Annotated in this window: 12 protein-coding genes; 7 read left to right on the top strand and 5 right to left on the bottom strand. The window is 62.1% G+C overall.

Annotated elements, in window-relative coordinates; genetic code table 11:
• From EOA78_RS32815 to EOA78_RS32825, 3 genes are all read left to right on the top strand, one after another.
• On the top strand, positions 1-520 hold a 520-nt coding region (locus tag EOA78_RS32815), incomplete at its 5' end, for a class D beta-lactamase (RefSeq protein ID WP_164784040.1).
• Between the two features lie 116 nt (positions 521-636).
• Positions 637-2,610, top strand: coding sequence for a threonine--tRNA ligase (thrS, locus tag EOA78_RS32820; RefSeq protein ID WP_127319617.1), 1,974 nt, complete (start codon positions 637-639; stop codon positions 2,608-2,610).
• 86 nt (positions 2,611-2,696) lie between these two features.
• Complete coding sequence (locus tag EOA78_RS32825; protein ID WP_127319619.1) at positions 2,697-3,635, top strand: GNAT family N-acetyltransferase; 939 nt, start codon at positions 2,697-2,699, stop codon at positions 3,633-3,635.
• Positions 3,636-3,685: 50 nt separating this feature from the next.
• Here EOA78_RS32825 and EOA78_RS32830 read toward each other — a convergent pair whose 3' ends face one another.
• Positions 3,686-4,651 carry a hypothetical protein gene (locus tag EOA78_RS32830; protein ID WP_127319645.1) on the bottom strand — a complete coding sequence of 322 codons (966 nt, stop codon included), beginning with the start codon at positions 4,649-4,651 and terminating at the stop codon, positions 3,686-3,688.
• A 156-nt stretch (positions 4,652-4,807) separates the two neighbouring features.
• Here EOA78_RS32830 and EOA78_RS32835 point away from each other — a divergent pair, with 156 nt between their 5' ends.
• Positions 4,808-5,392, top strand: a complete 585-nt coding sequence (locus tag EOA78_RS32835; protein ID WP_127319621.1) for a nitroreductase — start codon at positions 4,808-4,810, stop codon at positions 5,390-5,392.
• Complete coding sequence (locus EOA78_RS32840) at positions 5,393-6,001, top strand: flavin reductase family protein (protein WP_127319623.1); 609 nt, start codon at positions 5,393-5,395, stop codon at positions 5,999-6,001.
• Positions 6,002-6,069: 68 nt separating this feature from the next.
• On the opposite strand, the gene EOA78_RS32845 is transcribed toward EOA78_RS32840, so the two are convergent.
• Positions 6,070-6,684: a TetR/AcrR family transcriptional regulator gene (locus EOA78_RS32845; RefSeq protein WP_135937558.1), complete on the bottom strand. Its 615-nt coding sequence runs from the start codon at positions 6,682-6,684 to the stop codon at positions 6,070-6,072.
• 130 nt (positions 6,685-6,814) lie between these two features.
• Here EOA78_RS32845 and EOA78_RS32850 point away from each other — a divergent pair, with 130 nt between their 5' ends.
• Positions 6,815-8,275 (top strand): MFS transporter, encoded by a 1,461-nt coding sequence (locus tag EOA78_RS32850; RefSeq protein ID WP_127319627.1) that lies wholly within the window; start codon positions 6,815-6,817, stop codon positions 8,273-8,275.
• Between the two features lie 63 nt (positions 8,276-8,338).
• Here EOA78_RS32850 and EOA78_RS32855 read toward each other — a convergent pair whose 3' ends face one another.
• Together EOA78_RS32855 and EOA78_RS32860 are read right to left on the bottom strand one after the other, a co-directional pair.
• The gene (locus EOA78_RS32855; protein ID WP_127319639.1) at positions 8,339-9,220 is read right to left on the bottom strand and encodes a CoA ester lyase; all 882 of its coding nucleotides are present in this window, start codon (positions 9,218-9,220) and stop codon (positions 8,339-8,341) included.
• 3 nt (positions 9,221-9,223) lie between these two features.
• A complete protein-coding gene (locus EOA78_RS32860) occupies positions 9,224-9,679 on the bottom strand; it encodes a MaoC family dehydratase (RefSeq protein WP_127319641.1) in 456 nt (151 codons plus the stop codon).
• 237 nt (positions 9,680-9,916) lie between these two features.
• Here EOA78_RS32860 and EOA78_RS32865 point away from each other — a divergent pair, with 237 nt between their 5' ends.
• The gene (locus tag EOA78_RS32865) at positions 9,917-11,038 is read left to right on the top strand and encodes a DUF2336 domain-containing protein (RefSeq protein ID WP_127319643.1); all 1,122 of its coding nucleotides are present in this window, start codon (positions 9,917-9,919) and stop codon (positions 11,036-11,038) included.
• A 55-nt stretch (positions 11,039-11,093) separates the two neighbouring features.
• Here the strand turns inward: EOA78_RS32865 and EOA78_RS32870 are convergent.
• The coding region (locus tag EOA78_RS32870) for a toprim domain-containing protein (RefSeq protein WP_245477933.1) at positions 11,094-11,950 on the bottom strand (857 nt) is incomplete at its 5' end.

Here is an 11,950-nt window from a genome sequence, read left to right on the forward strand (position 1 = left end):
CCAGAAAACCGTCGACCCGACGATCTGGGAGAAGGATTCGGTCCTCTGGTTCTCACGCGAGATCACACGCCGGCTGGGTGCCGAGCGGTTCGCCGGCTACGTCTCGAAATTCGACTACGGCAACACCGATGTTTCCGGCAACGCCGGCAAGAATGATGGCCTCACCCGGTCCTGGGTGAATTCTTCTCTTAAGATATCGCCGGTCGAGCAAGTGAATTTCCTGCGCCGCCTGCTTGCCGGCAAACTGCCTGTTTCGGACAAAGCCCACGCGATGACTGAGGCGATCCTGCCGACTTTCCAGGCAGGTGGCTGGACCGTGCAGGGCAAGACCGGGACTACCAGACTCGGTAATGGCGGCAAGGAAAGACGTTCGCTTGGCTGGTTCGTGGGCTGGGGTGAGAAGGATGCTCGTCAGATCGTGTTTGCCCGGCTTGTGGTCGATACGAAGCGGACCGATATGCCGAAGGGCCCCGCGACGCGGGCGACATTCCTGAAGGACCTGCCTGATCTGATCAAATAAACGGGCGACGACGATCCGGCTTTACGGCGCTTGGATCTACCCCTAAAAGGCTGCCGCCGGACGCATCCGGTATTTCACCACCCGCGCTCGTTTGCGGGACTGGATAGGAGAACTCTATGCTGAATTCCGTTTCCCTGACATTTCCCGATGGCTCCGTCCGCGACTATGAGGCGGCGATGACCGGCGCCGGCCTGGCGGAATCGATCTCGAAGTCGCTGGCCAAGAAAGCCGTTGCCTACTCGATCGACGGCGTGGTGCGCGATCTTTCCGATCCGCTCGGCAAGTCCGGTAAGATCGAGATCATCACCCGCGAAGACCCGCGCGCGCTGGAGCTCATCCGCCACGACGCGGCACACGTGCTGGCCGAAGCCGTGCAGGAATTGTGGCCGGGCACGCAGGTGACGATCGGCCCAGTGATCGAGAACGGGTTCTACTATGATTTTGCCCGCAATGAGCCGTTCACGCCCGACGATTTCCCGGTGATCGAGAAAAAGATGCGCGAGATCATCGCGCGCAACAAGCCGTTCACCAAAGAGGTCTGGCCGCGCGAAAAGGCGAAAAAAATCTTTGCCGACAAGGGCGAGCGCTACAAGCTTGAACTGATCGACGCCATTTCCGACGATCAGGAGCTCAAGATCTACGCGCAGGGCGATTGGTTCGACCTCTGCCGCGGCCCGCACATGGCTTCGACCGGGCAGATCGGCAGCGCCTTCAAGCTGATGAAGGTGGCCGGCGCCTATTGGCGGGGCGACAGCAACAATCCGATGCTGACGCGCATCTACGGCACGGCCTGGGCTGACCAGGCGCAGCTCGACGCCTACCAGACCATGCTGGAGGAAGCCGAAAAGCGCGACCACAGGAAGCTCGGCCGCGAGATGGACCTGTTCCATTTCCAGGAAGAGGGGCCGGGCGTCGTCTTTTGGCATGCCAAGGGCTGGAGGATGTTCCAGAACCTGGTCAACTACATGCGCCGTCGCCTCGACGAGCAGGGCTATCAGGAGGTCAACGCGCCGCAGGTGCTCGACAAGAGCCTGTGGGAGACGTCGGGCCACTGGGGTTGGTATCGCGATGCCATGTTCAAGGTGACGGTCGCCGGCGACGATACCGACGACGACCGGGTCTTTGCGCTGAAGCCGATGAACTGCCCCGGCCACGTCCAGATATTCAAGCACGGGCTGAAGTCCTACCGCGATCTGCCGGTAAAGCTTGCGGAATTCGGCAATGTGCATCGCTACGAACCGTCCGGCGCGCTGCACGGGCTGATGCGGGTGCGCGGCTTCACGCAGGACGATGCGCATATCTTCTGCACAGAAGATCAGCTGGAAGCCGAGATACTGCGGATCAACGACCTTATGATGTCGGTTTACCGGGATTTCGGCTTTGAAGAGGTCGTGGTCAAGCTTGCCACGCGGCCGGAAAAACGGGTCGGCACCGATCAAATGTGGGATCACGCTGAAGAAATTCTTCGGCGGTCATTGGAACGCATGGCGTCGGTATCCGGCGGTCGGATCAAGACCGGCATCAACGAAGGCGAGGGCACGTTCTACGGTCCGAAGTTCGAATATACCCTCAAGGATGCGATCGGCCGCGAATGGCAGTGCGGCACCACGCAGGTCGATTTCAACCTGCCGGAACGTTTCGGCGCCTTCTACATCGGCTCGGATTCGGAAAAGAAGCAGCCGGTGATGGTGCATCGCGCCATCTGCGGCTCGATGGAGCGCTTCCTCGGCATCCTGATCGAGAACTATTCAGGCCATTTTCCGCTGTGGTTCGCACCGCTGCAGGTGGTGGTGGCGACGATCACCTCCGATGCCGACGATTACGCGCAAAAGGTCGTCGCGCGGCTGAAGGCGGCCGGGCTGTTGGCGGAGGCCGACCTGCGCAACGAGAAGATCAACTACAAAGTGCGCGAGCACAGCCTGGGCAAGGTGCCGGTCATCCTCGTCTGCGGCAAGCGCGAGGCGGAGGAAGAGACGGTCAACATCCGCCGGCTCGGCTCCCGTGACCAGGAATCGCTTGGCCTCGCGGAAGCCGTGAAGCTCCTATCGGAAGAAGCGGTGACGCCCGACCGCAGGCGCCGCGCGGCCTGAATGCTCCGAAGTTTCAAGGCAATGGCGGTGGAGTGATCCACCGCCATTTTCATATCCCTGTCACGCCGACCTTGTAATGAGCCGTCATGCTCAAACTGAAATTGCGCGAACGGCCTTTTCCCGAGCTTTCCTATGCCAATCCGCGCCAGCCGGCATTGGCGCGCTGGTTCATCCATTCGATCGAAGGCCTTTCCGGTCGCGACCGCTATGCGGCGCTCTATGATTTCTGGCGCCGCCATGTGGTGCCGACGGGCGAGCGTGTGTTCAGCCGCATGCTGGAGTTGATCGATGTCGGGGTGCGGACCACCGGCCAATGGCCGCCGGCAAGATTGCCCGACACGCCGTTGGTGATCGTCGCCAATCATCCGTTCGGTATCGGCGACGGCATTGCGGTGCTCTCGCTGGCCGAGCAGCTTCAGCGCCCGTTCCGCGTCATGATCCACAAGGACCTGCTCAAGATCCGCGAGATGGAGCCATATTCGTTGCCGATCGACTTTTCCGAGACCAAGGACGCGCTGAAGAACAACATGGCGGTGCGCCATGAGGCGGTGCGGCTGCTGAAAGAGGGCGTCATCATCGTCGTGTTTCCCGCGGGCGGCGTCGCCACCGCGCCGAGAGGCTTTGGCCGGGCGCGCGATCTGCCGTGGAAAATGTTTCCGGCCCGTCTCGTCCAGGACGCCAAGGCATCGGTTGTCCCAATGCACTTTTCCGGTCAGAACGGCCGGCTGTTCCATTTGGTCAGCGGGCCGATGAACATGGCCGAGCGCGACGGGCGCGTGGCGAAGTTCGTCGGCAAGGCTTCGTTGACGCTGCGCACTTCCCTGCTCATCCACGAATTCGCGCGACTGTCCGGCAAATCGATCGACGTGCGCGTCGGGGATGTGCTCACCTGGAGCGAACTGGAACCGCTGCGCGACCGCAAGGCTTTGCTCGACCGCCTCCATCGCGGCGTTTTCGATCTGGCACCGGTCGAACCGCGCGGCCGCGGCCAGTTTCTGCCGCGACGCATGCGCAAGGCGGCCTGATCGGCAAACCATACGCTGGACCCGATCCCGTACGGCAATGTCCGGACGGTTTAGTCCGCGCCTTCCTCGGGATCCATCGCCGAGGCCTCCGTGGCGAGAACCTCGATTTCCTTGTTCTGCCCGGCCACGACCGTAAAATCCTTCTGGTAAATGCGGTCGCGGTTCTTGGCGATGATGGTGTAGTCGCCCTCGGCAAGCACCATCGAAGCAAAGGCGCCGACGGTTTCCTTGATGGGATCGCCGGATTCGTTGAGCAACGACCAAGAGGTGTCGGCAATCGCCTCTCCACCTGACTCGCGTACCAGCTTCATGGTCATCTCCGCAGCACGGTGCTCGACGGCCGCTTCGGTCAGCTTGCCGGCCTCGACGCGTATGTCGGAGCGGATGACCGCATTCACCCCGCCATAGGTCGAGACGACGTGATAGACGCCCGCGTTCAGCCGCACTACGCTGTTCGGCTCGACATCGGGTATGATCAGGGCGCGATCGTGATTGGCTTCGGCTTGGCCCTCATAAATCGAAAACCGCAGTTTCTTCGGCGGTATGCGCACCCCGCCCGATAGTACGGCATCGAGCTTGAGCCCGCCGGCATCGAGCACGAGGCTTTCGCGCTTGGCGTCCTTGCCGACGGTGATGCGCTTGGTGGCGCCGGCCCGGCCGTAGGACGCATGGACCAGGTAGCTGCCGGGCTCGAGCTGGAACACCGCGCTGCCGCCATGGGCGGAAGCGACCATCGGCAGCTTGCCGTCGCCGGTGGGTTCAGGCTTGAAGACGCGCCAGACGATGCCACGCGTGATGTCGGCGCCTTTGTCCGTCAATTGCGCCGACAGCGTGATCGCCCCGCTGCTCCCCAATGCCAGCGGTGTCTCGCTTTTCGGAGGCGCATAGGTCGAAATTCCGGGAAGTTTCAGATCACCGAGGCCGTCCACATCTTGCGCGAAGGCAAGCGAAACCGGCACCATGAACAGTGCGGCAGCGAGCCAGATCAGGAAAAGACGCAATGTCCCCTCAAACATGCCTTGCGTTGAAGCCCAAGGCGGTGGCAATTTCAAGGCTTAAGACTCCGATCAGCTTCTGCTAGAGGGCTCTTTGTCCGGCGCGCCGCGCCAATGCCCGAGCCGCCCAATGCCCCGATGGTGCGCTTCAGCTCAAATTCCAGGAGACTTGCGCCCATGGCGTCGCCGATCATCGACTTTCTGCTGACCCGAAATTCCGCACCGATCCCGGAGTTGAAGGAACCGGCGCCCAGCGACGCCGACATCGCGACGATGATCGCCGCTGCTTCGCGGGTGCCGGACCACGGCCGCCTCGAGCCCTGGCGCTTCATCCTCTACCGCGGCGAGGCACGCATCGAGATCGGCAAGAAGCTGGCAGCCCTTGCCGAACAGCGTGAAGGGCCGCTGCCAGAAAGCCGGCACAATCAGGAACTGGCGCGCTTTTCACGCGCGCCGCTGGTGATCGGTGTTGTGTCGAGCCCGAAGGAAAACCCAAAAATCCCGCAATGGGAAATGTTCCTGTCGGGCGGCATGGCGGCGATGAACCTGATGATATCCGCCAATGCGCTGGGCTATGGCACCAACATGATCAGCAACTGGTATTCCGATGTGCCGGAGGGCAGGGCGATCCTCGGGTTGGCGCCGCATGAGCGGGTCGTCGGCTTCGTCCATATCGGCTCCTATCGGGGGCCGACGCCGGAACGGCCGCGGCCTGATCCGGCAAAGCTCTATGCCGACTATGCAGGGCCGTGGGTGGGCTGAATGTTCTACGAGCCGGCAAAGGGTCATGGGCTGCCGCACGACCCGTCCAAGGCGATCGTGGCGCCACGGCCGATCGGCTGGATCTCGACGGTAAGCAAGGCCGGCGAGATCAACCTCGCCCCCTATTCCTTCTTCAATGCTTTTTCGACACGACCCTTCATCGTCTGGTTTTCGTCCGAAGGCGAGAAGGACAGCGCCGCCTTCGCCGAACAGACAGGCGAGTTCGTCGCCAATCTCGTCAGCCGCGATCTCGCTGAACAAATGGTCCGCACGGCGGTCGATGCACCTCGCGGTGTCACCGAATTCGTCTATGCCGATCTCGCCATGGCGCCGTCGCGTCTTGTTGCGCCGCCCCGCGTGGCGGCGGCGCCGGCGGCGCTTGAATGCCGGGTGACGGAAATCCTGCGGCCAAAGGCGCTGGACGGGACGCTGACCAGCGCTGTCGTCGTTGCCGGCGAAGTTGTCGGCGTGCATATCGACGATGCGTTCCTGAACGACGGCATGTTCGATATCGTCAAGGCGGGGAATGTCAGCCGTCTTGGCTATATGGATTATGCCAGTGTCAGCGAAATCTTTTCGATGCGCCGGCCGCGCTGGGGAAAAGACTAGAATTTGATCCCGGAATCGGGATGGGACGCTAACTTTTTGGTCGTTCTCCCGTTCCGGGGAGACATGCATCAACGATTGCTTCTCTCGATCATCGCAACGATTGTCTCGTAAAGTTCGTCCCGCGCCTGTTGAGCGGTGATTTCTCCCGTCGCAGCAGCATGGGACAAGGTGTCCGCTGCGCCTAGCATTGCCCAAAAACCGGCCTGCATGATCCCTCTTGGCCCTGTAAACGGGGCCAACGCCTTCCGGCACCTCTCAATGAAATCCAGTTGGTAATCCCGCTTGACCGTCTCCAGTTCAGGCGAGCCTGCCAGCGCGGCCAGCACGCCGGGGATCTCACGGCCCTGAGCCAGCACGCATTCAACGTAGGACGACGCGATGACAGAGGCTTTCTCTTCCAAAACCGAAGCGCTTCCTTCAAGGGCGGCGTCGATCAGAGCCGTCTGGCGCGCGTCGAAATCCTGATAGAGGGCGGTCAGCAAACCATTGCGCGTACGGAAATGATCATAGACCACCGGCTTGGCGACACCGGCCTGTTCGGCCAGGCGCGGCAGCGTCAACGCGTCGGTGCCTTCATCGCGAACCAGCCACCTCGCCACCTCAAGCAGTTGGCTTAGCCGCTGCTCGCGACTGAGACGAATGCGCCTCCCTGTGGATTCGCGGTTCTTCAGTGTGCTTGACACGTCTATGTACCAAAAGTAACTTACCTGGAGTATATAGGGTTCTCTCTTCAATCGCAACCATCCGCCGGGCGTCCCGCCGGCGGCCGAATCGGCACGCCTCCGCATGCCGTTCGCAGAGGATTTGTGTCTTATGACCGATACTTCACTTGCACGCTCCACCGACCGCAGGGCATGGTTGGGCCTCATGGCCGTCCTGCCTCTGGTCCTGCTCGTAGCCATGGACGGCTCGATACTCTATCTCGCCATGCCGCGTGTGACCTCGGCCATCACGCCGACCGCTGACCAAGCACTCTGGATTCTCGACATCTACGGTTTCGTGGTTGGATCGCTGCTGATCGTCTTCGGCAATATCGGCGACCGTTATGGGCGGCTGAAGCTGATCATGATCGGCGCGGTGGTTTTCGGTGCTGGATCGCTCGGCGCAGCCTATTCGCAAACGCCTGAAAGCCTGATCGCCTCGCGCGTCCTAATGGGACTGGGCGGCGCGACACTGTTGCCCTCCGGGCTGGCGATCGTGAGCTCGCTGTTCCCCGATCCGCGAACACGCGCTCAGGCGATCGGCATTTTCGCGGCGACTTTTGCAGCTGGTTTCGCCATCGGGCCTGTCATCGGCGGCCTGCTGTTGCGGCAATTCGAATGGGGCGCCGTGTTTCTCATCAATGTCCCCGTCGTGATCGGCTTCCTGATCTCTGCACCGGTACTGCTTCAGGAGGTGCGTTCGACTACCTACGGGCGAATCGATCTCGTGAGCCTCGTATTGTCCTTCGCAGGCGTCCTGTTGTTCACATATTCGCTCAAGAGCGCGGCGGCCCATGGCTTCACGCCGACGCTATTGACCATCGGGATCGTCGGCATCTTTGCCCTTGGGCTGTTCGTGCGCAGACAGAGCAGGATTGACTATCCGCTGCTTGACCTGGACCTGTTCCGAGACCCCATTTTCTCCATCGCCATCCTGACCGGTCTTCTTACGCTGGTTGTCTGGTCGGCCACCGGATATCTGTCGGGCATCTATCTGCAATCGGTGCTGGGCTTTGATGTTTTCAATGCTGCACTGCTGACGCTGCCGGGCGCGATCTTGCTGACGGCGACTTGCGTGGGCACCGCTCGCATCGTGGAGCGGATCGGCCGCAAAACCGCCCTTGTTGCCACACATCTGCTCATCAGCGTCGGCGTCCTTCTGCTGCTGTTCACGACCACCGAGGTCGGAATCGCGGCCTTCATCGCCTCGACCATGATCGCTGGCGTCGGATATGGGCTGTCCTTCAGCCTCGTGGCCGAGATCGCGGTGTCGGCCGTTCCTGCCGAACGAGCGGGTGCGGCGAGTTCGATCGCCGAGACCAGCAACGAACTGGGCAACGCGCTGGGAATTTCCCTGCTCGGATCGTTGGCCGCGCTGACCTTCCGGCTGTTGGGTCCCGGCGTTGCCGGCACGCTCAACGAAACACTTGATCGGTCGGACCCTGAAATTATCGAGCGGGCCAACGAGGCCTTCCTCACCGGTTTACATGTCGCGGTCGGGGCCGGCGGTCTGCTAACGCTTGCAACTGGCATCATCGCGTGGCTCTGGCTGCCGAGAAAGTTACCCGAATGACCTCTGCTGGCAGGGAGTTAGTTATAAGACACCCCGAAGCAAGGATATCCGGCAGAAAGCCCGCTAGGCCGAAATCCCTGCCGCCCTGGCTCGCGCCAGAAGCCGCTCTGCCAGCCGCAGATGCGGCCGGTCGTACATTTTGCCATCGATGCCGACGACGCCGGGATTTCCAGCCGCCTCGAATGCCTGAACGATCGCCAGGGAGTGTTTCACCGCCTCGGTCGACGGCGTGAAGGCAGTGTTGATGACCGGCACTTGCGCCGGATGGATCGCCATCTTGCCGGTGAACCCGTCGCGCTCTGCCTCGGCGCATTCCGCCTCGAAGCCGCCCATGTCGCGAAAACTAGGGAAAACCGTGTCGATCGCGGCGACTTCCGCGGCACCCGCGGCGAGGATGGTCATGGTACGGGCGAAGCGGAACACATCGGTGGAGCGGCCATTCTCGTCGCGGGCCGTGCGCGCACCGATTGCTGCCGAGAGGTCTTCCGCACCCCAGGTCACGCCGACAAGCCGCGCGCTTGCGTTGGCGTAGGTCGCAGCCGCCAGCACGCCGGCAGCTGTTTCGGTGATGATCGGCAGGATTTTTATCGCACCATCCGGCAGCCCGCTTTCGGCCTCGTGCACCCTGAGCTTTGCCGAGAGATGCTGGACATCCTGTCCGCTATTCGACTTCGGCAGCATGATGCCGTGGGGTTTCACTGGCACGAGTGCCGCCAGATCGTCTTCGGTCAGGCCGGTCGAGAAATCGTTGATGCGGACATAGATCGCGGACCTGGTTTGATGCCTGTGTTCGGGGATGAAGCGTGCGGCGATATCGCGTGCCAAGGCCTTGTTTTGTGGCGCGACCGAATCCTCGAGATCGACAATGACCACGTCGGCGCCGGCGCCAAACGCCTTTTCCAGCTTCTTTTCGGAATCGCCTGGAACGAACAGCAGCGAGCGCATTGGTCAGGCCGCCTTCTTCTTCATCATCATCGCCTGCCTTGTGCATTTGGCGACGAGCACGTCGTTCTGATTGTAGGCGCGGTGCTCGAATTCGACGATACCGCGGTCCGGCTTCGACCTGGAGTCGCGCACCGACACCACCGTCGTCTCCACGCGGATGGTGTCGCCGTGGAAGACCGGATGCGGAAACACCGTCTCCTTCATGCCGAGATTGGCGATGGTGGTGCCCACGGTGATGTCGTTCACCGAAATGCCGATCATCAGGCCCAGCGTGAACAGCGAATTGACCAGCGGCTTGCCCCATTCGCTCTTGGCGGCGAAGTCGAAATCGATGTGCAGCGGTTGCGGGTTAAGCGTCATTACCGAAAACAGCATGTTGTCGCTTTCGGTGACGGTTTTACGCAGCGCGTGCCGGAAGACATGGCCGACGACGAACTCTTCCAGATAAAGCCCGGCCATGCTCGATCTCCTCCGCTGCCGCATCGGCCTGAAAATCGGAATCGATGTTCGGAAAGCACGATGCGAAATTCAAAGTGTTAGAGCGTACTTCTGTGCGTCCGCTCTTAGGGGTTGATAGGCGCTGCATACCGCGCTCGCAAGCCAGTTAACAAACATGGTGAACCGTTCGTAAACCATTTCTGCCTACGGTCTTCACTGGGGCGGGAACGGACTCGGGTTAGGGGCGTAGCGGACGGCATGGTTGTTTCGCATTTCCTGAAATGGATCTACACGGCCAAGGTTTCGGAGCGCGCTGCTGCGGCAAGCGCCCTGGCTCGCGCCTACATCAATGCCGATTTGCCTTTCGAGGACCGCTGCGCGGCGGAGGCCGCGCTGACGCTGCTGCTCGACGATGCCTCGTCGAAAGTGCGGCTGGCGATTGCAGAGGCGCTGTCGATGAGCGATCACGCGCCGCTGCAGATCATCAGCGCGCTGGCGTCCGATCAACCGGAAGTCGCAAGCCTGGTGCTGGCACGTTCGCCGCTGCTCACCGATGCTGATCTGATCGACCGCGTTGCCGGCGGCCAGAAGGCGACGCAGAAACTGATCGCCGATCGTGCGCGCGTCTCCATGGCGGTTGCCGCGGCGATCGCCGAAATCGGCGAGCCGGAAGCCTGCGCCACGCTTCTCGCCAACAGCGGCGCCGACATCGCTTCGCTCAGCTTCCGCCGTATCGCCGAACGCCATGGCCATCTGCCTTCGATGCGCGAAGCGCTGATATCAGACGCGCGTCTGCCCGCCGACTGCCGGCATATGCTGCTGATAAAACTTGGTGAAACGCTCAAATGTTCGCCGCTGGTGCTGGCGTTGATGGGCCGTGCCAGAGCCGAGCGCGTCATGCGCGACGCCTGCGTCAAGGCTTGCGTGACGCTGATCGAAGGCACGCGCCAGGAGGAACATACGGCGCTCATCGAGCATCTGCGCCTGCGCGGCGACCTGACCGCAAGCTTCATCATTCGCACCATCGCGCATGGCAAGGTCGATTTCTTCGGCTCGGCGCTGGTCGCGCTCAGCCAGCAATCCGAACAACGGGTGAGAGCGCTGCTGGCCGGCGGGCATGACGTGGCGCTGCAGGCGCTGTTCCGCAGCGTCGGCCTTGCCGCGGCCACGCACGCGATCATCCTGCGCGCGCTGAAGATCTGGCGCGAGGTCGCCAATGGCAAGCGCCTCGCCGGCGTCCAGGAAGTCAGCTGGCTGATGCTGAAGGAATTGGGCGGGCAGTCCGCCGAAGGCGATCTCGCCGGATTGGTCAAATCGATCCATCTCGATGCGCTGCGCGAAAACGCGCGCGGCCATGCGCTGGCGATCGCTGCGGCTTAGACCTTATCCTTCGCGAAAAAATCCGGGAGCAACGCATTCGTGCGAGCGAGTTAGCTCAGATATCCAGCACTTCCGTCTCGGCGAATTCCGCACGTTCCTGGATGAAGCGGAAGCGGGCTTCCGGCTTGGTGCCCATCAGCGCGTCGACCGCATCCTTGGTCGCCGCCTCGGCGTCGATGACATCGACCCTGAGCAGCGTGCGCTTTCTCGTGTCCATGGTGGTTTCCTTGAGCTGGGCGGCCATCATTTCGCCCAACCCCTTGAAGCGGCCGATTTCGACCTTGCCGCGCCCGGTGAACTCGGTGCGCAGCAGTTCGTCCTTGTGCGCATCGTCGCGGGCATAGGCGACCTTGCCGCCTTGCCGGATCGAGTAGAGCGGCGGCACCGCCAGATAGAGATGGCCGCCGCGGACCAGGCTCGGCATCTCCTGATAGAAGAAGGTGATCAGCAACGAAGCGATATGGGCGCCGTCGACGTCGGCATCTGTCATGATGATGACCCGGTCGTAGCGCAGATCCTGATCGCGGTACTTCGAGCGTGTGCCACAGCCAAGCGCCTGGATCAGGTCGGAAATCTGCTGGTTGCCGGCAAGTTTGTCGTTGCCGGCGCTGGCGACGTTGAGGATTTTGCCGCGCAGCGGCAGCACCGCCTGGCAGGCGCGATCGCGCGCCTGTTTCGCCGAGCCGCCGGCCGAATCGCCCTCGACGATGAAGAGTTCTGCGCCGGCCGCGGCATTCTGCGTGCAGTCGGCGAGCTTGCCGGGCAGGCGCAGCTTGCGCACCGCGCTCTTGCGCGAGACTTCCTTTTCCTGGCGCCGGCGCACCCGCTCGTCGGCACGCGCGATCACCCATTCGAGCAGCTTCGAAGCTTCCTGCGGATTATCGGCCAGCCAGTGATCGAAGGGATCGCGGA

The sequence above is a fragment of the Mesorhizobium sp. M5C.F.Cr.IN.023.01.1.1 genome (genome assembly GCF_003997585.1).
Lineage (GTDB): Bacteria > Pseudomonadota > Alphaproteobacteria > Rhizobiales > Rhizobiaceae > Mesorhizobium > Mesorhizobium wenxiniae.

Excerpts from the sequence above, each read along its gene's own strand:
- thrS (WP_127319617.1), top strand. The coding sequence starts at position 637 with ATGCTGAATTCCGTTTCCCTGACATTTCCCGATGGCTCCGTCCGCGAC.
- EOA78_RS32825 (WP_127319619.1), top strand. The coding sequence starts at position 2,697 with ATGCTCAAACTGAAATTGCGCGAACGGCCTTTTCCCGAGCTTTCCTAT.
- EOA78_RS32830 (WP_127319645.1), bottom strand. The coding sequence starts at position 4,651 with ATGTTTGAGGGGACATTGCGTCTTTTCCTGATCTGGCTCGCTGCCGCA.
- EOA78_RS32835 (WP_127319621.1), top strand. The coding sequence starts at position 4,808 with ATGGCGTCGCCGATCATCGACTTTCTGCTGACCCGAAATTCCGCACCG.
- EOA78_RS32840 (WP_127319623.1), top strand. The coding sequence starts at position 5,393 with ATGTTCTACGAGCCGGCAAAGGGTCATGGGCTGCCGCACGACCCGTCC.
- EOA78_RS32850 (WP_127319627.1), top strand. The coding sequence starts at position 6,815 with ATGACCGATACTTCACTTGCACGCTCCACCGACCGCAGGGCATGGTTG.
- EOA78_RS32855 (WP_127319639.1), bottom strand. The coding sequence starts at position 9,220 with ATGCGCTCGCTGCTGTTCGTTCCAGGCGATTCCGAAAAGAAGCTGGAA.
- EOA78_RS32860 (WP_127319641.1), bottom strand. The coding sequence starts at position 9,679 with ATGGCCGGGCTTTATCTGGAAGAGTTCGTCGTCGGCCATGTCTTCCGG.
- EOA78_RS32865 (WP_127319643.1), top strand. The coding sequence starts at position 9,917 with ATGGTTGTTTCGCATTTCCTGAAATGGATCTACACGGCCAAGGTTTCG.